The sequence below is a fragment of the Streptomyces griseus genome, assembly GCF_900460065.1.
GTDB classification, from domain to species: domain Bacteria; phylum Actinomycetota; class Actinomycetes; order Streptomycetales; family Streptomycetaceae; genus Streptomyces; species Streptomyces griseus.
Window position 1 is genome coordinate 277428 of record NZ_UAVD01000025.1, and the last position, 20677, is coordinate 298104.

At 72.6% G+C, this 20677-nt stretch carries 14 protein-coding genes and 1 tRNA gene; 2 read left to right on the forward strand and 13 right to left on the reverse strand.

The annotated features are described in order from the left end of the window. The first annotated feature begins 15 nt into the window (after nucleotides 1-15). Complete coding sequence (locus DTB53_RS13485) at nucleotides 16-1434, forward strand: MFS transporter (protein ID WP_012380726.1); 1419 nt, start codon at nucleotides 16-18, stop codon at nucleotides 1432-1434. Here the strand turns inward: DTB53_RS13485 and DTB53_RS13490 are convergent. From DTB53_RS13490 to DTB53_RS13505, 4 genes are all read right to left on the reverse strand, one after another. After that, nucleotides 1394-2182: a S16 family serine protease gene (locus tag DTB53_RS13490; RefSeq protein WP_003968833.1), complete on the reverse strand. Its 789-nt coding sequence runs from the start codon at nucleotides 2180-2182 to the stop codon at nucleotides 1394-1396. The two genes, DTB53_RS13485 and DTB53_RS13490, sit on opposite strands and share 41 nt — an antisense overlap. A gap of 151 nt (nucleotides 2183-2333) precedes the next feature. After that, on the reverse strand, nucleotides 2334-2978 hold the full coding sequence (locus tag DTB53_RS13495; RefSeq protein WP_003968832.1) for an IclR family transcriptional regulator: 645 nt from the start codon (nucleotides 2976-2978) through the stop codon (nucleotides 2334-2336). Nucleotides 2979-3445: 467 nt separating this feature from the next. Continuing rightward, the gene (locus DTB53_RS13500; RefSeq protein WP_030701623.1) at nucleotides 3446-5230 is read right to left on the reverse strand and encodes a DEAD/DEAH box helicase; all 1785 of its coding nucleotides are present in this window, start codon (nucleotides 5228-5230) and stop codon (nucleotides 3446-3448) included. Between the two features lie 313 nt (nucleotides 5231-5543). After that, complete coding sequence (locus DTB53_RS13505) at nucleotides 5544-7049, reverse strand: MFS transporter (RefSeq protein ID WP_012380724.1); 1506 nt, start codon at nucleotides 7047-7049, stop codon at nucleotides 5544-5546. A 217-nt stretch (nucleotides 7050-7266) separates the two neighbouring features. On the opposite strand from DTB53_RS13505, the gene DTB53_RS13510 reads away from it, so the two are divergent. Further along, nucleotides 7267-7338: transfer RNA gene (locus DTB53_RS13510), tRNA-Cys, on the forward strand. Nucleotides 7339-7404: 66 nt separating this feature from the next. On the opposite strand, the gene DTB53_RS13515 is transcribed toward DTB53_RS13510, so the two are convergent. The 9 genes from DTB53_RS13515 to DTB53_RS13555 form a co-directional block, all read right to left on the reverse strand. Further along, entirely contained in the window at nucleotides 7405-8166 is a 762-nt protein-coding gene (locus tag DTB53_RS13515) for a hypothetical protein (protein WP_042497080.1), read from the reverse strand. A gap of 175 nt (nucleotides 8167-8341) precedes the next feature. Then, the gene (locus DTB53_RS13520) at nucleotides 8342-9655 is read right to left on the reverse strand and encodes a hypothetical protein (protein WP_161243076.1); all 1314 of its coding nucleotides are present in this window, start codon (nucleotides 9653-9655) and stop codon (nucleotides 8342-8344) included. Between the two features lie 296 nt (nucleotides 9656-9951). Continuing rightward, entirely contained in the window at nucleotides 9952-10632 is a 681-nt protein-coding gene (locus DTB53_RS36685) for a hypothetical protein (RefSeq protein WP_141727060.1), read from the reverse strand. Nucleotides 10633-10665: 33 nt separating this feature from the next. Continuing rightward, nucleotides 10666-13008, reverse strand: coding sequence for a hypothetical protein (locus tag DTB53_RS13530; protein WP_012380720.1), 2343 nt, complete (start codon nucleotides 13006-13008; stop codon nucleotides 10666-10668). Nucleotides 13009-13028: 20 nt separating this feature from the next. Beyond that, a complete protein-coding gene (locus DTB53_RS13535; RefSeq protein WP_003968825.1) occupies nucleotides 13029-13451 on the reverse strand; it encodes a hypothetical protein in 423 nt (140 codons plus the stop codon). 112 nt (nucleotides 13452-13563) lie between these two features. Beyond that, entirely contained in the window at nucleotides 13564-15915 is a 2352-nt protein-coding gene (locus DTB53_RS13540) for a xanthine dehydrogenase family protein molybdopterin-binding subunit (RefSeq protein WP_042497075.1), read from the reverse strand. Nucleotides 15916-15991: 76 nt separating this feature from the next. Further along, complete coding sequence (locus DTB53_RS13545; protein ID WP_012380718.1) at nucleotides 15992-17722, reverse strand: 2Fe-2S iron-sulfur cluster-binding protein; 1731 nt, start codon at nucleotides 17720-17722, stop codon at nucleotides 15992-15994. After that, nucleotides 17719-18615, reverse strand: a complete 897-nt coding sequence (locus DTB53_RS13550; RefSeq protein WP_030701609.1) for an FAD binding domain-containing protein — start codon at nucleotides 18613-18615, stop codon at nucleotides 17719-17721. Before DTB53_RS13550 ends, DTB53_RS13545 begins: the two co-directional genes overlap by 4 nt. Nucleotides 18616-18965: 350 nt before the next feature. After that, nucleotides 18966-20675, reverse strand: coding sequence for a beta-N-acetylhexosaminidase (locus DTB53_RS13555; RefSeq protein ID WP_012380716.1), 1710 nt, complete (start codon nucleotides 20673-20675; stop codon nucleotides 18966-18968). Nucleotides 20676-20677 lie beyond the last annotated feature (2 nt).

The following is a 20677-nucleotide window of genomic DNA, read 5'->3' on the forward strand; positions in this document are numbered from 1 at the left end:
GGGGGAGACACGACCATGGGGCACCGCACCCCGCTCGCCGCCACGCTCGCGGCCAACTCCATTTCCACCGCAGGCACGTCACTGACCCTGATCGGCGTCCCCTGGTTCGTCCTGGAGACCACCGGCAGCGCCGGACGGGCCGGGCTCGTCGCCTTCTGCGCCACCCTGCCGATCGTCGTCGCCGCCCTGATCGGCGGACCGTTCATCGACCGCATCGGCCGCCGCAGGGTCGCCGTCGCCTCCGACGCGGTGTGCGCGTCGGCCATCGCCGCCATCCCCCTGCTGCACTTCGCCGGCGTCCTCGACTTCTGGATGCTGTGCGTGCTGATGGCGGTCAACGGGTTCGCCCACACCCCGGGCAACACCGCGCGCTACGTCCTGATCCCCGACCTCGCCGCACACGCCGGCACCACCATCGCCCGGGCCGCCAGCCTCTTCGACGCGGTCTCGCGCGGCGCCCGGATGGTCGGCGCGGCCGTGGCCGGGATCCTCATCGCCTTCGTCGGCGCGGAGACGGCCCTGCTCGTGGACGCGGCGACGTTCGCCGTGTCCGCCCTGCTGATCGCGGCGGGCGTACGGGGAATCTCCGCGGCCGAGCCCCGCGAGGCCGAGGCGCCGGTGTCCCTGCGCGCCTACGGCACCGAACTCCGCGAGGGGTACGCCCACTTGCTGGACAACCGGCTGCTGCTGGCGATCGTGGTCATGGTGATGTTCATGAACGGCACCGACCAGGGCTGGTACGCCGTGCTGCTCCCGGTGCACGCCGAGGCGGAACTCGGCGGCGCCACCGCCATCGGGCTGCTCACCGCCGTGTTCGGGGCGGGCGGACTCGTGGGGGCGCTGCTGTACGGGGCGGTGGGGCACCGGTTCTCGCGGCGGGCGGTGTTCACGGTGTGCGTGATCCTGTGCGGCGCGCCGAGGTTCCTGGTCGCCGCGGTGACCGGGACGACGCCGCCGCTCGCCGTCACCATGCTGCTGGGCGGGATCGCGGGCGGCGTGCTGAACCCGATCCTGACGACGGTGATCTACGAACGGGTGCCGGACCGGCTGCGCAGCCGGGTCTCGGGGGCGCTGACGGCGGGCTGTGAGTTCGCGATGCCGCTGGGCGGGCTGGCGGCCGGGCTGCTGGTGGAGGGCGCGGGCGCGACGGGGGCGCTGCTGGCGATGGGCGGGGTCTACTTCCTGGCCACGCTGAGCCCGCTGGTGTTCCCCTCCTGGCGGACGCTGGACGACGGGCCGGTGGCGGCGGACGGGCCGGGCGCGGAGGAGCAGGACGGGCCGGGCGCGGAGGAGCGGGAGGGGCCGGAGGGGCCGGGCGCGAGGGAACGCGAACGGCCGGACGCGGAGGGCGGACGGCTCGGCAAGTCCTCCGTACCGCCTGCGGGGACCCGGGTCAGCAGCCCGGCACCTTCCCGCCCGTCTCCAGGGCCTTGAGCGAGCCGACCGCGTCCTTCAGCGTGGTGACGGGCACGATCCGCAGCCCGTCGGGCGCCTCGGACTCCGCCTGGGCGCACTCGGCCTTCGGTACGAGGAAGACGCTCGCCCCGTCACGGTGGGCGCCCTGGGCCTTCATCGACACGCCGCCGACCGCGCCGACCTTGCCGTCCGCGCTGATCGTCCCCGTACCGGCGATGGTGCGGCCGCCGGTGAGGTCGCCGCCGGAGCCGTCGCCGTCGAGCTTGTCGATGATGCCGAGGGAGAGGAAGAGGCCGGCGCTCGGGCCGCCGATGTCGCCGAGGTCCACCTCGACGCGCAGCGAACCGGGATCGCGGTCCAGGTAGTTCAGGGCGGCGTCGACGGCGACGTTCTGCGACTCCTTCATGTCGTCGAGGTTGTGCTTCTCGATCTCCTTCTCGGAGCCACCGGTGGGGTAGACGGAGTCGCGCGGCATCACCGCCCGGTCGGTCCGGAACCAGCCGTCGACCACCTCGCCGATCCGGACGTCGGCCTTGGGCCCGGTGGCGAGGATCGTCGTCATCCTCAGCTGCCCCTCGGTGGGCCGGGTCTCGGCGCCGGTGATGGTGATCACCGGCCGCCCGTCGTCCTTGCCGAGCACGTCCGCGGTCACCCCGGGCCGGGCCAGGGTGAACGGCAGCGGCGCGAAGGCCGCCGTACCGAAGAGGGCGAGGACGGGCAGCGCGCAGAGGGCGAGGACGCGGGGGCGCGTGAGACGAGTGAGCACGCACCCAATCTAACCGCCGTCCTCCGGCCCGGACGCGCCAGAGGCGTACGCCGCCCCCGCCGCCTGTGCGGGGGGCCCGGCGCTCGCCGACCGGGGCAGCCCCCGGGCCGTGTCCGCGACGTCCCGTCCGGCACGCGACGTCCGGCACGGGCTACCGCAGCGCGTCCGCCACCTCCCGGGCGGCGTCGAGCACGCGCGGCCCGACCCGCTCCGGCACGGCGTCGGCGAGCATGACGACACCGACGCTGCCCTCCACGCCCGAGACCCCGACCAGGGGCGCGGCCGCCCCGCTGGCCCCGGCCTCCAGCTCGCCGTGGGTGAGGGTGTACCCGGGGTGTCCGGTCTCCGCCGTCTGCCGGGCGGACAGGATGGCCCGGCCCGCCGCACCCCGGTCCAGCGGATGCCGGAAGCCGGCCCGGTAGGCGACGTGGTAGTCGGTCCAGGTGGGCTCGACGACGGCGACCGCGAGGGCGTCGCTGCCGTCGACGAGCGTGAGATGGGCGGTGGCCCCTATGTCCTCGGCCAGGGAGCGCAGTGCGGGCAGCGCGGCCTCCCGGACGAGCGGATGCACCTGGCGGCCGAGCCGCAGCACACCCAGGCCGACCCGGGCACGGCCGCCCAGGTCACGGCGGACCAGGGCGTGCTGCTCCAGGGTGGCGAGCAATCGGTAGACGACGGTCCGATTGACACCGAGCTTGTTGGACAACTCGGTGACCGTCAGGCCGTGATCGGTGTCGGCGAGCAGTTTGAGGACGCGCAGTCCTCGGTCGAGCGTCTGGGAGGTCTCCGCTGTCACGACGCCCTCTCCTCTTCGGGGTGAGCGACGACGGTCCTGCTCCGGCGGGGTTGCGGCGCCGGTCCCAGCGGCGACGCACGGAGAGGCCGCCGGCCTGGCAAGGCACCGGCTGCGCTCCGCGGCGGCGTTGCCACGGGGCGTTCATATGGCGGGGACAGTAGCGAGCCAGTCCGCTCAGCGGAAGTCCTCGTCCAGAATCCGGTCTCCGGACACGGAGCCCCGGAACGGCCCGCACATAAGGGCCGGTCAGCGGGACGGCGTCCGGAAAGCGAACATCTACGCGCGTTCACGTGTCACGACTGGTGTTCGACAGGCAACACGCAGGGGTGAACAGGCGTTAACACCGCGTGAAGAATTGGTACACGATTCCTCGCGCCTCTCCCCCGGCCGGCGGCCCCGGCGGGGACGCGAAGGAGGGCGGGACACGTGGCCGCACGCGTCCCGCCCTCCTCTTCTCTTCCTCCCGCTCACGTCATGCGCGTGGCCCACTCCTGGACCTTCACGATGCGCGTCTGGATCTGGTGGGCCGTGGCCTCCGCGCTCGGCGGGCCGCCGCAGACCCGGCGCAGTTCGTTGTGGATCACTCCGTGCGGTTTGCCGCTCTGGTGGGTGTAGGCGGAGACCATGGTGTTGAGCTGCTTGCGCAGGCTGAGCAGCTGCTTGTGGGTCACCACCGGCCGGGCCTCGGCCGGCTTCTCCAGGAGGTCGGCCTCCTCGGCCGGCTTCTGGCGGCTGTGCGCGATCTGCCGGCTCTGCCGCTTCTGGAGGAGCAGCTGGACCTGGTCGGGCTCCAGGAGCCCGGGGATGCCGAGGTAGTCCTGCTCCTCCTCGGAGCCCGGGTGCGCCTGCATGCCGAACTCGGCGCCGTCGTACAGCACCCGGTCGAAGACGGCGTCGGACTCCAGCGCCTCGAAGGGCAGCTGGTCCTCGGTCTCCTCGTCCTCCAGCTTCTCCGCGTCGGCGAGGAGCTTGTCCTCCTCGGAGAACGGGTTCTCCTCCTCGCCGCCCTTCTTCGGCTTGTCGAGCACGTGGTCGCGCTCGACCTCCATCTCGTTGGCGAAGTCGAGGAGCATCGGGATGGTCGGGACGAAGACGGAGGCGGTCTCGCCGCGCCTGCGGGAGCGCACGAAGCGGCCGACGGCCTGGGCGAAGAAGAGGGGCGTGGAGATCGTCGTCGCGTAGACGCCGACGGCGAGGCGCGGCACGTCGACGCCCTCGGACACCATGCGGACCGCGACCATCCAGCGCGACTCGTCCCCGCTGAACCGGTCGATCTTCTTGGACGCGGCCTTCTCGTCGGAGAGGACGACCGTCGGCGTCTCGCCGGTGACCTTCTTCAGGATCTTGGCGTACGCGCGGGCCGACTCCTGGTCGGTCGCGATGACGAGGCCGCCCGCGTCGGGGATGCCCTTGCGGACCTCGGTGAGCCGCTTGTCGGCGGCGGCGAGCACGTTGGGGATCCATTCGCCGGTGGGCGCCAGCGCGGTGCGCCAGGCCTGCCCGATGGCGTCCTTGGTCATCGGCTCGCCGAGCCGGGCGGCGATCTCGTCGCCGGCCTTGGTGCGCCAGCGCATGTTGCCGCTGTAGCTGAGGAAGATGACCGGGCGGACGACGCCGTCGGCGAGCGCGTTGCCGTAGCCGTAGGTGTAGTCGGCGGAGGAGCGGCGGATGCCGTCGTTGCCCTCCTCGTACGCGACGAACGGGATCGGGTTGGTGTCCGACCGGAACGGCGTACCGGTCAGCGCGAGCCGCCGGGTCGCCGGGTCGAACGCCTCCTGACAGGCCTCGCCCCAGGACTTCGAGTCACCGGCGTGGTGGATCTCGTCGAGGATCACGAGCGTCTTGCGCTGCTCGCAGCGGTTGCGGTGCAGCATCGGACGGACGCCGACACCGGCGTACGTCACGGCGACCCCGTGGTACTCCTTGCTCAGCGGTCCCGCGCTGTAGTCGGGGTCGAGCTTGATCCCTATCCGCGCAGCCGCCTCCGCCCACTGCTTCTTGAGGTGCTCGGTCGGGGCGACGACGGTGATCTGCTGCACGACATGGTGGTGCAGCAGCCACGACGCGAGGGTCAGCGCGAACGTGGTCTTGCCCGCGCCGGGCGTCGCGACGGCGAGGAAGTCGCGCGGCTGCTCCTGGACGTACCTCTCCATGGCGCCCTGCTGCCAGGCTCGCAGCTTGCCGGCGGTGCCCCAGGGGGCGCGGCCGGGAAAGGCGGGTGAGAGGTGGTGGGAGGCGGTGGTAGTAGTCACGGTCTCCGGTTCGGGGCTCTCGGGTACGTGGGGTGCTGTCCGCACCGGAGCGGCCCTGATCGGCCCGGCCCGCGATACGACAACCGGGCCACCCTACCGGTGGGCCGGTGGATAGGCCGTACGAACGAGCCGTGGTCCGGTTCCGTTGAGACTCTCTTCACAGGGAGGCGCCGGGGCCCGGTCCCCGGCTCGCGGCACCCCCGGAGCCCGCCCTCCGGCACCCCGCCCGGCGGGCCCCCGGCCGCCCCCACCGGCCCCTCGCACCAGCGGCGTTCCGCCGCCCCGGCACGCTCCGGGGCCCGCCCCTCGCCGCTCACTTCTCCCGTACGACGACCCGGGTCGCCACCCAGGCCCCGACCAGCGCCACCCCCGCCATCGGCAGGAACACGGCGGCGAACGCGCCCGGGTGCGAACCGGAGGCTCCGGCCTCCACCGCCCCGTGCGCCGCCGCGCCCACCGCCCCGCCGCCGAGCGCGGCGAAGGCCGCCCCGCCGGCGGCCAGGAGCAGCACGTTGGAGAGCCCGTCGGAGATCTGGAGGGCGGCGGAGTTGGAGCCCGCCTCCTCGGGGGCCGACAGCTTCAGCAGCAGCACGCTGGTGGAGGCGATCACCATGCCCATCCCGAAGCAGCCGAAGGCCCAGGCGACGGCGACGATCCAGACCGGCACCCCCTCGATCAGCACGGAGGGCGCGACGGCGATCGAGGCGGCGACCAGCACCATGCCGCTGACCATCAGCCGCTCCCGGTGGGGCTCCATGCGCGGCCGGGACTGCACGAACGAACCGAGCGCCCAGGTCGCCCCGCCCACCGCCAGCGAGAGTCCGGCCATCGTCGGGGACAGCCCGCGCTGGGTGACCAGCATCAGCGGTACGAAGGACTCGGCGGCGATGAACGACCCGGCGGCGACCCCGCGCAGCAGGACCACCGAGGGCAGCCCGCGCCCCGCCCGTACGGTCCCGGTGGGCAGCAGTCCGCGGACGGCGGGCACCAGCAGGGCGACGCCGAGGGCGGCGGGCAGGAGGGCGAGCCAGTTCAGCTCCTGTCCCGCGTACTGGAGCAGCCCCGCCCCGGCCGATATCCCGAGGGCGAGCCTGATCCGGCGGCGGTCGTACGGTTCGTCGGCGGCGGCCGGGTCCGCGGGCCCGGACGCCGTCCGCCGGATCGCCGGGAGGGCCAGGGCGAGCGGGATCACGATGAGGGCGGGGATGCCGACGAAGACCCAGCGCCACCCGAGCTGTTCGGTGACCGTCCCGGAGGCGAGCGGACCGACGACGGAGGGGATCACCCAGCTCGCGGCGAAGGCGGCGAGGATCGCGGGCCGGATGCGCTCGGGGTAGGCCCGCCCGATGACCACGTACAGGGCGACGATCACCAGCCCGCCGCCGAGGCCCTGGACCGCCCGGCCCGCGATGAAGACCCACATGCTGGTGGCTGCCCCGGAGAGCAGCAGGCCGACGCCGAACGCGGTGATCCCGGTGGCGAGCGGCTGGAGCGGACCGCGCCGGTCGGCCCACTGCCCGGAGAGGACCATGGCGAACAGGCTGGTGGTGAAGTACGCGGAGAAGGCGAAGGCGTAGAGGGGGATCCCGTTCAGCTCGCGCGCGGCGACCGGCATGGCCGTGCCGACCGCCGTGGCCTCGAACGCGATGAGGAACACCACGGAGACGATGCCGATGCTGAGCGCCCGGTAGGTGCGCCCGAGGACCCCTTCGACGGCTGCGAGGGGGAGGTCGGACAGCGGGTCCGAGGAGTGATCGTCGGTCGCGGGCGGCGCGAGGTGTGCGGCATCGGCGCCGTCACGCGGTTCGAGGGCGGTCATGGGCCCAGCGTAAGGGGCATGGAACGGTTTGAACCCTGTCGATGTACGGTCCTCCGCTCGGCCCTTGGTCGTAGGTCCCGGGCCCCGGCGCCCGACCGGATGTGAACGGCGTATGGCAGTCGCGTTGCGGGCCCGCCGGATGCCTTGAGGCGGCGGGCGACGGCCCGTAGCGTCAGGGACGGCGGGAGAACAGGACACGCGGCACCGCACCGCACCCGACCGTGTGCCCGAGAGGCTCAGGGGCTCGACTGCAACTCGAGTTACACCGGTTCGAATCCGGTCACGGTCTCCGTCGCGAAGCGGCCGCCCCCACGGCAGGGGGCGGCCGCTTCCGTTTCGCGCCTCGCAGCGGTCCTCACGACTTCAGGGCCTTCATCACCTCGCGCGTGTCACTGATCAGCTCGGCCCGGTGGGCGAGCATCTCGGGCTGGTCCACCACCTCGGGCAGCGATTCCGTTCCGTTGTCGATGTCCGGCGGGGACATCCAGGAGGTCAGAGTGAGCGTCACGACGGCACCGCCGTCCACCACCCGTACGCTCATCGATTCGTCCTCCATGATCAGCAGGTACGCCAGATCGCCGAGGCCCGGTACGCGCTCCACCCGGTCCACGCCCGTGCCGTCGATCTCCGTCAGCGTGCTGCTCGCCTCGAACTCGGGACGCGGGTCGGTCTCCTTGTGCAGCTCGGCCGTGAGGGACGCCTGATAGCCGGTGGACCAGCCCACGCCCTCCTCGCCGTCCGGCGCGCGCACCACCGCCACCGTGAAGTCGACGGTGCAGCGGATGCGGTGGAGGGCGGGGTGCTCGATGCCGTCCAGCTCGGTCGACGGCGCGCCCGCCGGCCCCACCGCGGCGGAGAGCGCCTTCAGCTCCACCGCCGCGCAGGAGCCGGACTCCACGCGGTAACCGCGCGGGTCGGGCTTCCGGTCGCCGCCGATCCCGTACGCGAAGACCGCCGTGGCCCACACGGCGGACGCCACGACCGCTCCGGCGGCGGCCCACAGCAGCCCCCGCCCCCGCCGCCGGCCGCCCGCCGACGGACCCCGGTCGAACCCGCTCACCTGGTCCGGGGGCCCGTCCGGCCCGGCCTCGCCCACCAGTTCCGGCTCAGTGATCACGTACGGGCTCTCCCCTGGTCGGACGACGGGCGGTACGAACCTTCGGACGGTTCCGGCCCCTCGGGGCATTCTCCAGCTCGGGGGGCCGGCCGGGAAGTCTCGGGCGGGGAACCCGAAGGGCCCCGCACGGAACCCGAAGCCCGGGGTTCACGTGCGGGGCCGCCGGCGGGGCCCGTCAGACGGCGTCCAGGGAGTACGTCCCCGTACCGTCCTGCCTGCCGCTGGAGTACTGGCGGACGAACTCCCCGTCCGCGTACCGGTCGTGGCCCATCATGGAGCCGGTGTACTTGTTCTGCACGCCGATCTTCGGGCTGCCGGGCACGTCACGGTAGATGAAGAACCGCTGGAGGTCGTCCTCCGCACAGGTGGCCGTCATCAGGACCGCCCGCTCGGTGGCCGCGTTCGGCGCGGCGATGGTCGCGCACCCTCCGTTGCCCCAGTTCCACAGGGTCGCCTCGATGACCCCGTCGGTCTCCGTCACGTTGCACAGGCGCCAGTGGTCCAGATGGGCGCTGAAGATCGTCGAGGGCCGCAGGCGGACCCCGTCGCTCGCCAGGACGGGTGCGCCCCAGGACAGGGGCTTTCCGGGCACGGCGATCTTGTACACCTGGGTCTGGCAGTCGAGAGCGGCCCGCGCACCGCCGGCGGTGGCCCGGGGCGGCTCGGCGGGCGCGCCGCTCACGAGGGCCGGGGGCGCTCCGGCAGCCGTGCCGCCGGTGGGGGCCGCGGGCCGGGCGGGGCGGCCCTGCTCCTGCTTCGCCGTCGCCGCCACCGCACCCGCCGGGCGCTCGGCCTCCGCGGCGGGCGAGCCGCAGTCGAGGAGGCTCTGCGCCTTGGCCATGATGCTGCCCGCGGGCACCGTGTCCTGGCAGCGCACGGCGCCTTCCTCCAGGGTGGTGTAGGTGGTGAAGCTGCCGTTTCCGGGCCCCTCGGCCCACTTCAGCGCCCAGCTTCCGTCGCTCTGCCGGGAGCGGTTGCAGTTGAGGCTTCCGTAGGTGCCGGTGACCTTCTTGGTGCCCTTGTAGACGCCGTAGTAGCCGGGCTGCTCGAAGCTCCACGCGACCGTGTTCGACTCGCTGCTGGTGGAGGAGTACGTGACCTTCAGGTTCAGACCGAGCTTCGCACTGGCCGCTTCGAGGGTCGCGACGGCGAAGCTCGCGTCCAGGCCGCCGGAGAGGTCGACGGAGACCGTGACGACCGTCTCGGTGCTGGTGACGACGGTGTGGTTGCCGGTGGTGCCCTCGGTGACGTACCAGCCCTTGAAGTGGGTGATCGTCGGGGACACTTCGGTGTTCTTGATGTACGGGTGGCGAGTGCCGAGGTCGGCCACGGTACAGGCGCCGCCGAGCTGGGGTGCCGCGGCGGCGGCAGCGGGCGAGGCGGTGGCGGCGGGCGCGGCGGCGGCAGCGGGCGAGGCGGTGGCGGCGGGCGCGGCGGCGAAGCCCATGGCGGTGACCGCCACGGCGACCGCGGGGGCGGTCACCGCCATGAAGGATCTACCGGTACGGCTCCTGGATTTCCTGGGACGCATGGCTGTCTGTTTCCCCCTGGTCGATTCCGTCCGGCCCGGACCGGACCGGACAGAGGTGAATGTAGCGGCCATGGAGGGTGCCGGAGTGAGGCCCGAACGAGCCAGGAATTCACGGGGAGGGGCTTATTCCTCCCCCGTCGCAGCCGTTTGCCGAGGGGCGGACAGAGCCGCGGCGACCACCGGACGGGGCCGGGCGCGGCCGGCCGTCCGGGCCGGGCCCAGGCTCCGGTTGCAGGCGCCCGGCCACAGGAGATTCATTCCGCTTCCGACTCACGGCTGGCCGGTGGGAGTTGCTTCAGATCCTGGTCCAGTTCCGCCGGGAGGCCGGCGTTGTCCTCGCACTTCAGCTTCTCGGCAACGGCCAAGGACGCGGCATGCACGACACGGAGGTTGTCCATCGCGTTCGCCAGGGCGTCCCCTCGGTCGTGGGCCTTACTCAGTCCTCCGTAGATCCGCGCAGGCCGGTTCTTCGATCCATCGAGCCTCTCGCTGACGCATTCGAAGTAGATCCCCGCCGAGCGGACGTTGGCCACCGCCTCCTTCCCCAGGGAGAAGCGCCGTTGCCCTTCGGGACTCCCCGGGTAATTGACGTCCTGCGGTGCGTATATACGGAATCGCAAGGTGGTCTCGTCGACGCTGCGGCTTCCCTTTGCAGCCATATCGCAGAGTTCGCCGCCCTGGGACCAATTACGGCCGGAGGCATACTCCTTCTCGATCTTCCCGATCAGCCGACCCACGTCGCCGTCCGATCGCCGCTTGAAGGATGTCGCGCCCGTCACGGCCTCCACCGTCTTCTCCAGGCCCCCCGCGAACAGCCCGTCACACACCTCCGCCGCCTTCACATAGGGCGACTGAGGCTCCGGGTCCGATCCGCATGCCGTAGCGCAGACGGCCACGACCAGACCAGCGATCAGCGTCTTTCCGTTCCGGTTCACACCCATACCTTTCACGGCAGCCCGGGGGCAGCCTCAGCCCGTCTCCGGGTTCACACCCTGCTGGTTCTCCCGGTCGTTGCCGACCCCGTAACCCAGGAGCATCGCTTGCTTCAGGTCTTCTCGGAGCTTCGTGTCCTCCGCGGTCGCATGAAGCGCGAGGAAATTCTCCATCGGAGCCTCCGCCATGGATTCGCCGGAGCGGTAGATCCTGTCCCACTCCTCGTCGGTGAGCTGCTCCGCCTTCTCCTTGCTCTTGTCGACGGAGTTGTCCGAGACATCCCCGACGACCTGGCCGACGACCTGTTCCGCGAGACCGCCGGCCGTGTCGGTCGCCAGCGGGATCAGCACCGCGGCCGCACCCACCGCCGCCGTCGCCGGCAGGAACGCGACGCCGGCCGCGATTCCCACCCCCGCACCGAACTCCACCCAGCCCGCGCGCTCGGCCACCGCCTTCTCGTAGTCCTCGTGCGTCTTCATGTTCTCCGCCTGGACCTGGTCGGCCCTGGACTGGTCGAGCATGCCCTGCATCTCGGCGCCGACCCGAACGGTCGTGCGTGCGGCGTCCGCGTCAATGGTCCCGTCAGGGCTGACCTGCGTTTCCAGAACGCTTCTGGTGTACGCCTGCTCCGCCGTCGACAGGGTGGCGTAGGCATCCGGATGCTGACCGAGCGCGCTGAGGAACTGGCGCACGGTCGACCGCCCCTCCTCCCCGTCGGCTCCGAAGGGAATGTGCCCTGCGATGTTCTTGTCGGGGGCGAAGACGCTGTTGCTGTCGCCCTTGTCCAGGGCCCAGTTGATGTCGTCGATGTATCCCGCACCCATGACGCCCATGCTGTCCGCCAGGCCCTCCTGGTGCTTGAGCAGCCCCGCGTCCGCGCCGTACTTCTCCATGACCTGCTGCATGACCGCCGCGTTGTCGGCGTCCCGTTTCACGCTCGCGTCCGGGTCGCCCGCCGGGTAGCCGAGAGTCGCCGCCTCCAGGGCGTGGCCCAGCGCGTCCGGCATGTGCTGGAGGGTGGGCTTCAGTTTGTCCGGGTCGGTGGAGTTGGAGTCCGGGAACGACTCCCACTTCTCGTTGCCGAAGAAGTCGAGGTAGTTGTCGATCGCCGCGTCGTCCTTCTTCCCGAGGTCGGCCGTGGCACCGTGGTTGACCGTGCCGTCCTCGTTGTAGGCCGTCGGCTCGTCGGTGAAGAACTTCTTCGCCGCGTCCGGGCTGTTCCCCAGCGCCTCCAGCATGGCCGTGGTCGGGTCGTAGCCGGCCCCGTTCTTCCCCGAGGGGTTGTACGGGTTCTCCAGGAAGCCGTTCACCTGCTTGTTGCCGGCGAACCGGTAGGGATCCTGCTGGTGCAGCTGCGCCACGTGTTCGGCGATCGGGTTGAGGAACTTCGCGTCGTAGTTGCCGTACCGCATGATGCCGCCGAGCAGCTGGTAGCCGTACGGTCCGCCGCTGTTGTCGTACTTGGACAGCGGGATCTGCTGGGTCCCCAGCTTGCGTAGCTCCGGCCCCCACTCCGCCGAGAACGCCTGGTCGTGGGAGGCGGTGGCCAGGTTCAGGCCGAGATTGCGCTGGAGTTCCTGCACGTCCGCCAGGCGGGTCTTGTCGACCTTGGCGTAGTCGTGCGTGTCCGTGGACAACTGGCCGAAGAAGGCGAGGGACTTCTCCGGGCCCAGCTTCTCGTAGAAGGCCTTCGCGAACTCCGGCGACTTTCCGTTGTCGCGCAGCAGTTCGTTCAGCGACTGGAGTTCGGTGTGGGTGAGGTCGCGGCCCTTGGCGGCCAGCGCGGCGGCCCGGTCGGCCTCCTCCTGGTCGAACTTCGTGTACTTCGGGGCGCTGAAGTCCTTGCGGTCGGTGACGTTGGCCTCAAGGGAGTTCTTGAAGGTCACATCGGTGTCGTTGCAGTTGTCGACGATGAGGTCGATCCTCTTCTGCCACGACGCGATGTTCTCCCTCTCCTGCTGGAGGTACCTGCCGAAGTCGGGATCGTGGCGCGCGGTGTTGTCCTCGGATATCGGGGAACGCGCCGTCACCTTTCCCCTGCCGTCCACCCGGATGCCGGCCGCGGGCCCTTCGTGGTCCCGGATGTTGACCAGGTCGTCCTTGGCCTTCTTGAAGGCCGTGTAGCCCTCTTCCAGCAGCGTCTTGACGCCCTTGGCCTCGGCGGCGGCGTCCGTGAACTCCTTGGCGGTCTTGCCGATGAACTCCCTGGTGACCCCGGCGTTGAGGCCCTCCCAGCTCGCCTTGTTCGCCTTCGCCTTCATCCCGTCGGAGGCCTGGGTGGCGAGCCTGTCGAGATTGGCCGCCATTTCCGACCAGTCGTCGGCCGCGGCCTTCAGCTTTCCCAACGGGGCTTCGACGATGTCCTCGTAATTCAGCATTGTGCGTGCTCCCCCGAGCCCTACTTCATGTATTCCGAAAGCACGGAGACCGATGTCAGGTCCCCGCCGATCTTCACGTCGTCCTTGGCGTGCTGGGCCTTCGTGTAGTCCAGGTGGTTCGAGATGTGCGCACAGGAATCCAGCAGCGTCTTGAGATGGGTCTGCCAGAAGTCGTGCACCTTGAGCACCGCCGAACCGCTCGCGAAGTTCCCGTTGGTGAGCGCGATCGCCGCCTCGAAGGTGGCGGGACGGGCGTGGTCACCGTCCTTCGAGAGCTTCGTCCTGAGCTCGTAGGCGTCATTTCCGATAGCGCCCAGATCATCCCGGTTCACCACCAGATCCGAACCACCACCGCCCCCCGCGGCCGGAGCACTGTTGAGCTGCGTGGCGCCTCGCTCCGCCGCAGCTGTGCGCAGTTCGGCCCATTCCTTCTCGAACGTCACGAATTCCCCAAGTCCGCTTGCGTAGACCGCTTCACAGGAAGAATGCGGCCACCGGCCCGCTCACCGTATCGGGTTCGCTTTCACCCGGGGTGGGCAAAGGGTGAAGACCCTTTCACTTGGGCGTCGCCACCGCCGCCTGCGGCCTGATCGGCAGACGGTTCACCGGGCGGCCCGTCGCCGAGCGGACCGCCGAGGCGACCGCGGCCGGGGCCGTGACGACCGGGACGGCCGAGGCCGGCTTCGCGCCGAAGGGGGCCACCACGTCGCGTTCCTCGACCAGCTTCACGATGCGGATGTCCGGGGCGTCCAGGGACGTCGGGAGCGCGTAGCCGGTGAGGTCCGGGTGGCGGATGAGGCCTCTCGCGGTGCGGAGGTTCTCCATGAGGGCCGCGCCGATGCCCTGGGTGATGCCCGCCTCGATGCGGATCGCCAGCTGGGCGGGGTTGAGGACGCGGCCCACGTCCTGGGCGACCGCCATCTCGACCACGCGGATCGAGCCGAGCTCGATGTCGACGTCCACCACCGCCCGTACCGCGCAGAACGCGAGGCCGACGAACGCGTCGCCCTGGCCGGACTCGTCCAGCGGTTCCGTGGGGTGGGGGCGGCACTGGGCGGTGGCCCACAGCTCCTTGCCGTCCAGCTCCTCGGTGACCGTCGTGGACAGCACCCCGTCGTACGAGGTGATCTTGCCGTCGGCGATCTGGAGCAGCTCCGTCGACATCCCGAACTTGTGGGCCAGCGGCTGGAGGAGCTGGGTGCGGACCATCTTGGCCGCGCGCTCCACCGCCCCGCCCGACACCCAGGTGTGGCGGCCGTGCGTCGCCGGACCGGCCGGGGGCTGGTCGGTGTCGACGGCGGCCACGTGGACCTCTTCGATGCCCAGGGTCTCCTGGACGATCTGGCGGGCCAGCGTGGTGAAGCCCTGGCCCGTCTCCACGGCCGCGCAGATCACCGTGGCGACGCCGTCGTGGACCCGGACCGTGGCCGTGGAGACCTCGTCCGCGCCCTCGGCCCCCAGCATGTGGACCATGCCCACGCCGTAGCCCACGCCCCGGCGCACCGCCCCGGGCTCCCCCGCGCCCTCAGGGCCGCCCGGCAGCAGCCAGTCGTCCTCCGGGGCGTCCTTGGGGAGCGCGGGGAGGGGGAAGTCCCGTACGGCCCGCAGCAGTTCGGCCACGGGGGCCGGGCAGGTCACCGTCTGGCCCGTGGGCAGGATGTCGCCCGTGGAGAGGGTGTTGCGCAGGCGCAGCTCGGCCGGGTCGATGCCCAGCTTCGCGGCCAGCTTGTCCATCTGGCCCTCGTACGCCGCGCAGACCTGCATGGCGCCCTCGCCGCGCACATGGCCCGACGGCGGGTTGTTCGTCCGGACCGCCCAGCCCTCGATGAAGGCGTGCGGGACGACGTAGGGACCGCAGGCGAAGGCCACCGCGGCGGCCAGGGACTCCGAGGAGGCGTCGGCGTACGCGCCCGCGTCCAGCAGGATCTGGGCCTCCACCTTGACCAGCCGGCCCTCCGCGTCCGCGTGGTGGCGGTAGCGCAGGAGCGTGGGGTGGCGGTGGGTGTGGCCGAGGAAGGACTCCTCGCGGCTCGCCGCCAGCTTCACCGGGCAGCCGGTGCGCAGCGCCAGCAGGCCCAGCGGGATCTGGAAGCCCGGGTCCTCCCGGTCGCCGGTCGCCCCCGGCACCCCGGTCACGACGACCTTGACCCGGTCCGGTTCCAGGCCGAAGCAGGCGGCGATCAGGTCGCGGTCGGTGTGCGGGTCGGTGGAGGCGGTGTAGATCTCCACGCCGCCGTCCGGGCGGGGCACGGCGAGCCCGGCCTCCGCGCCGATCGGGGCCGGGTCCTGGCGGCCGATGCGGTACAGGCCCTCGACGACGACCTCGCCGGCCGCCTCCGCGTCCCCGTAGCGCAGCGGGATGTGGCGGATCAGGTTGCCGTCGGGGTGCAGCGGCTCCGCCTCGAACGCCTTCTCCGGGTCCGTGACCGGCTCCAGCACCTCGTACCGTACGGCGATGGCGGCGGCGGCCAGCCGGGCCGTGTCCGGGTGGTCGGCGGCGACGGCGGCGATCGGCTCGCCGTGGTGGCGGACCAGGTCGGAGGCGAACACCGGGCGGTCCACCACGTGGCGGCCGTAGTTGCTCTCCCCCGGCACGTCCTCGTGGGTGACGACCGCGCGCACCCCGGGCATCTCCTCGGCCCCCGAGGTGTCGATGGACAGGATCCGCGCGTGCGGGTGCGGGGAGCGCAGCACGGCCGCCCACAGCAGGCCCTCGGCCCAGAGGTCCGCGGCGTACGGGAAGGTCCCCTCGGTCTTCGCGCGGGAGTCGGCGGCGGGGAGCGACGCCCCCAGGCCCATCCGGGGCAGCTCCTGGTCCGGTCCGCCTCCGGGTCCGCCGCTCAGCGCGTCGATCCTGGGCAGGCTGGTGCTGGTCGCGTTGGCCGCGGTGGCCGCGTCGCCGCTCACGCCGCCTCCTTGTCGATCACGTGGTCCTGCTGGTGTCGCGTGTGCCGCTGCTCTGCGGCGGTGCCGCGGGCGTGCCTCACAGCGCCCCTCCCTCGTGCGGGTGGGGTCCCTGCTGCACACCGCCGGCGCCCGGCTCTGCCTGGTGCGGGATGCGGGCCTCTTCCGGGGCCGCCGTGGCCTCGGCGTTCGCCTCGCGGGCGGCGACGACGTCCGCCACCGCGTCGAGCACGCCCCGGTAGCCGGAGCAGCGGCAGAGGTTGCCGCAGAGCGCCGCGCGGGTCTCCAGCTCGGTGGGGGCGTGGTTGCCCTCCAGCAGGTCGTGGACGGTCATCGCCATGCCGGGGATGCAGAAGCCGCACTGGACGGCTCCGCAGGCGGACAGGGCGCGCTGGACGTCGGACGGTTCGCCGTCCACGGCGAGGCCCTCGACCGTACGCACCTCGCTGCCGGCCGCCGTCGCCGCGGGGACCAGGCAGGAGGCGACCAGCCGGCCGTCGACCTGGACGTTGCAGGCGCCGCACTCGCCCTGGGAGCAGCCGTCCTTGGCCCCGGCCAGGCCGAGGCGCTCGCGGAGCACGTAGAGCAGGGACTCGCCGATCCAGGCGTCGCTGACCGGGCGGTCCACACCGTTCACGTGGAGCAGGTAGGACGTGGCCGGGTGCTCGCTCGGCGCGTCGGGGAGGGCAGGGGCGGGAGGGGCCGCGAGGTCGGCTTCCGGGCCGCTTTCCGGCTCGGTCTCCTCAGTCGCGTCGGGGGCCGCTTCCGGGGCTCCGTCTGGGACCGTGCCCGGCGCCGCTTCCGGGTCCGTGCCCGGCGCCGCGTCCGCCTCGGGAGCGGGCGTCGGCTCGGCGTCCTCGGCGGGGGCCCCGACGGCGACGGGCTCGGCGTCCGCCGCTCGGGCCGCCTCTTCCGCCGGTTCGCCGTGCACCGGTCCGTCCTGCGCTGGTTCGTTCCGTACCGGCTCGTTCTGTGCCGGTTCGTCGTGCGCCGGCCCCGCTTCCGGGGTCTGCTCCGCCGCGGGTACGGGGTCGGCCGCCGGCTCCGGCTGCGGTGTGGCCCAGGGAGCGGGGGCGCCGCCGGGGAGCGTCGCCGGGCGGGAACTCTCCGCGTACCACTGCGGCGTGTGCGCGGAGGCCGGGAACTCGCCCGATTCGTCCGGGAGATCCCCGTCCGCGACCGGAATCGTCCACTGACCGGTGTGGCCGGTGTGGCCGGCGAGGTCCTCCTGACCGGTGTGGTCGGCACGGCCCGTCCGCTCGGAGTGGTCCGCCTGACCGGGGTGGCCCGTCTGCTCGGGGTGGCCGGGGTGCCAGGCCTCCGGGTTCACCCCCGGGTCCGGGGCCGCCTCCGTGGGGCCGAGGGCCTCGGTGAAGTTCCACTGGGCCGTGGCGTGCGACGTGTCCTGGTACGGGCCCTGGTAGCCGCCCTGCCCGTCCTGCTGGTTCGGGTCCGGCCAGTGGACCGCGCCGGACTCCCGGGCGGCGGCGGCCTCCTGGGCGCGCTGCTCGGCCTGGGCCTGCTGGGTCTGCGTCTGGAGCACCCAGCTGCCCGTCGCCGCCGGGTCCAGACCGGCCGCCGGGGTCAGCGGCAGGATCATCGGGGGGACGTACCCGTGGCCGGGAGCGGCCAGCGGAATGTTCGCCAGGTCCTCCGGCGGGAGGTGGACGAACGCGGTGGCGTCGGCCGCCGCGGCGTCGGCGTCGAACCCGTCGCCCTGCGGCGTCGGCTCCCAACCGCCGTAACGGGGGTCAGGGCCCTCGGAGTGGCCCCGCCGTCCCTGCTGGTCGGGGAATTCCTCATTGCTCACGACAGTGCCCTCCCCAGCGCGCGTCGGGCGAGCGCGGCGACGGTGCGCCGCAGGTGCAGGACGGCCGGGGACAGCGGCGGGGCCTCTGTGCCGTCGGCCGGTGGTGCGTGGTCGGGGATGCAGGCCGCGGCGACGTACTCGCCGAAGGCGGCCAGCGCGTCCGGGGCCAGGCCCCGCTCGCCGTCCCAGTCGATCAGCGAGGCGATCCAGCGCTCGGCCTCCAGCGGGCGCAGCGGCATCGGGGCGATCGCACCGACCGCGCAGCGCACCCCGCGCCGGGCCGGGTCGAGCACGATGGCGACCGAGGCGGTGGCGCGGCCGGGGCCGGTGCGGCCGGTGGCCTTCAGGAACACCTGGGGGGCGTGCAGCAGCGGTACGCGGACGAAGCCGATCAGCTCCGCGGGCTCCAGCAGTTCACGGCCGGCCAGCAGGTGGGAGACGGGGATCTCGCGGCGGGCGCCGCCGGGGCCCGCGATGACCACCTCGGCCTCCAGCGCGGCCAGCACCGGCAGGGCGTCGCCGGTGGGCGCGGAGGTGACGATGTTGCCGCCGAGCGTACCGGCGTTGCGGATCTGCGGCGGCCCCGCGGCGCGGGCCGAGGCGGCGAGGGCGGGGATCAGCGCGGCGAAGTCCGGGCGCCCCATGCGGGCGTGGGTGAGGCCGGCGCCCAGGAGCGCGTGCCCGTCCTGGTAGTGCCAGCCGCGCAGCTCGCTGATCCGGCCGAGGCCGACCAGTCCCGAGGGGCGCAGGAGCCCCTTGTTGACGGCCGCCATCAGGTCCGTGCCCCCCGCGACCGGAACGGCTGCGGGCATGGCGCCGAGTGCCGCCACGGCCTCGTCCAACGAGGCCGGCAGCGTCACCGACTGCATCGCCTGCGGTGCGTGCGTGGTCAACCCAGCTGCCCCTTCCCGGTCTCCCGGCTGTCCCGCCTGTTCCGCCGTACGGTACGTGTTCACAGCCCGGACGTGGCAACTCTGGCACATCTTCCGAGCGGACCGTCGCGAGGGTCCGCGAAGGGTGGATCCGTCCCTGACCTGCGAGATGGCCGGGTTTCGCACTTCTTCGGCGGGGAGGGTGAATTGCCACTCTTCAGCGAGGCTTGTACGACTTCTTGCGATTCGTGTCCTCGCTCCGGCGAGGGCCGCCGGGTCCTGCGGCGCGCGCCGTCGGGCTGTTGGGCCCGGACGCGCGCCGGCCGCGGCGGTCCCGGAGGACGGCCGCGGCCGGGCGGTGCGGTGCGGGGTCACACCACGGGCGGCGCGCCCTCGCGCGGGAAGCCGAGGACGCCGGGACGCTGCTGCCGGGGGTAGGGGCCGCCCGGCGGGCGGTAGTCCACGCCGAGGGCGTCCAGCCGGGCGTAGTGGGGCGTCATCCGGGCCTCGAACGCGGCGAAGTCCCGGTCGTCCGGGGCGGGCAGGGCGGACCAGGCGACCTCGGCGAAGGCGGCGAGTCGCGGGAAGACCTGGTAGTCGACGCGGGCCCGGTTCTGCATGACCTCGGTCCAGACGTTGGCCTGGGTGCCCAGGATGTGCCGGGCCGCCCGCTCGCTCAGGCCCGGCGGGACGGGCTCGAAGCGGTAGACGTCCTCCAGGGTCCGGACGTACCCGATGGGCATCGGCTCGTCGGGGCCGCCGTCCTGACGGTGGTCCAGGTAGACCTGCTGCTCGGGGCACATGACGACGTCGTGCCCGGCCTCGGCCGCCGCGACGCCTCCCGCGTAGCCGCGCCAGGAGGAGACCGCGGCTCCCTCGGCGAGGCCCCCTTCGAGGATCTCGTCCCAGCCGATGAGGCGGCGGCCCCGCTCGGTGAGCCAGGCGTCGAAGTGCCGGATGAACCAGGACTGGAGCCCGTCCTCGTCGCCGACGCCGAGTTCGGCGATCCGGGCCTGGGCGAGCGGGGACTCCTTCCACTGGTCCTTGGGGCACTCGTCGCCGCCCATGTGGACGAAGGGCGAGGTCTCGGCGGGGAAGAGTTCGAGCACCTCCTCCAGGACGCCTTCGAAGAAGCGCAGGGTGTCCTCGGTGGGGGCGAGTACGTTCGGGCTGACGCCCCAGTTGTCCCAGACGGAGAGGGTGGTGGTGTCGACGACGTCGGTGTTGCCCAGCTCGGGGTAGGCGGTGATGGTCGCCTGCGAGTGGCCGGGGATGTCGATCTCGGGGACCACCCGGATGTGCCGCTCGGCGGCGTAGGCGACGATCTCGCGGATGTCGTCCTGGGTGTAGAAACCGCCGTAGGGGGTCTCGTCCCAGAGCTCGGAGGCCCGGTGGCCGTACTTGGTGCGCGAGCGCCAGGAGCCGACCTCGGTCAGGCGCGGGTAGCGCTTGATCTCGATGCGCCAGCCCTGGTCGTCGGTGAGGTGGAAGTGGAAGACGTTCAGCTTGTGCGCGGCCAGCAGGTCCAGGTAGCGCAGGACGTCTTCCTTGGGCAGGAAGTGCCGCGAGACGTCGAGCATCATGCCGCGCCAGCCGAAGCGGGGCTCGTCCTCGACGACGACCGGCGGGACCTCCCAGGTGCGGCCCGGGGCGAGGGGAGCGCGCCGGAAGGCGTCCGGGCCGAGGAGCTGCCGGAGCGTCTGCGCGCCCCGGAAGACGCCGGCCGCGGTGCCGCCGGTGATGCGCACGGCGGTCGCCCCGACCTCCAGGCGGTACGCCTCCGGGGCGAGCGACTCGTCCAGGGCCAGCACGATGCCCTGCCCGTTCGAGCCGGTTCCCGAGCCGTCGCCCGCGCCCGTGCCGGTGCCGTCGCCCGCGGGCAGGGGCAGTCCGGTGGCCGGGCCGAGCGTGGAGCGCAGCCAGCGGGCGACGCCCTCGGTTCCCGGGCCCGCCGTCAGCGGGGTGGCGTAGCCGAGCGGGTAGGGCCCGGCGGCGGCGGCCGTCAGGGTGCGCGGGGCCGGGATCAGACCGAGGGCCGCGGGGTCCACGGCGCCCGGGGAGACGGAGTTCGCGGGTGTCATGA

What these genes read in the sequence shown, in the direction of transcription:
- DTB53_RS13520 (WP_161243076.1), bottom strand. Translation starts at nt 9,655, where the DNA reads ATGGCGGTGACCGCCCCCGCGGTCGCCGTGGCGGTCACCGCCATGGGC.
- DTB53_RS13555 (WP_012380716.1), bottom strand. Translation starts at nt 20,675, where the DNA reads ATGACACCCGCGAACTCCGTCTCCCCGGGCGCCGTGGACCCCGCGGCC.
- DTB53_RS13505 (WP_012380724.1), bottom strand. Translation starts at nt 7,049, where the DNA reads ATGACCGCCCTCGAACCGCGTGACGGCGCCGATGCCGCACACCTCGCG.
- DTB53_RS13530 (WP_012380720.1), bottom strand. Translation starts at nt 13,008, where the DNA reads ATGCTGAATTACGAGGACATCGTCGAAGCCCCGTTGGGAAAGCTGAAG.
- DTB53_RS13485 (WP_012380726.1), top strand. Translation starts at nt 16, where the DNA reads ATGGGGCACCGCACCCCGCTCGCCGCCACGCTCGCGGCCAACTCCATT.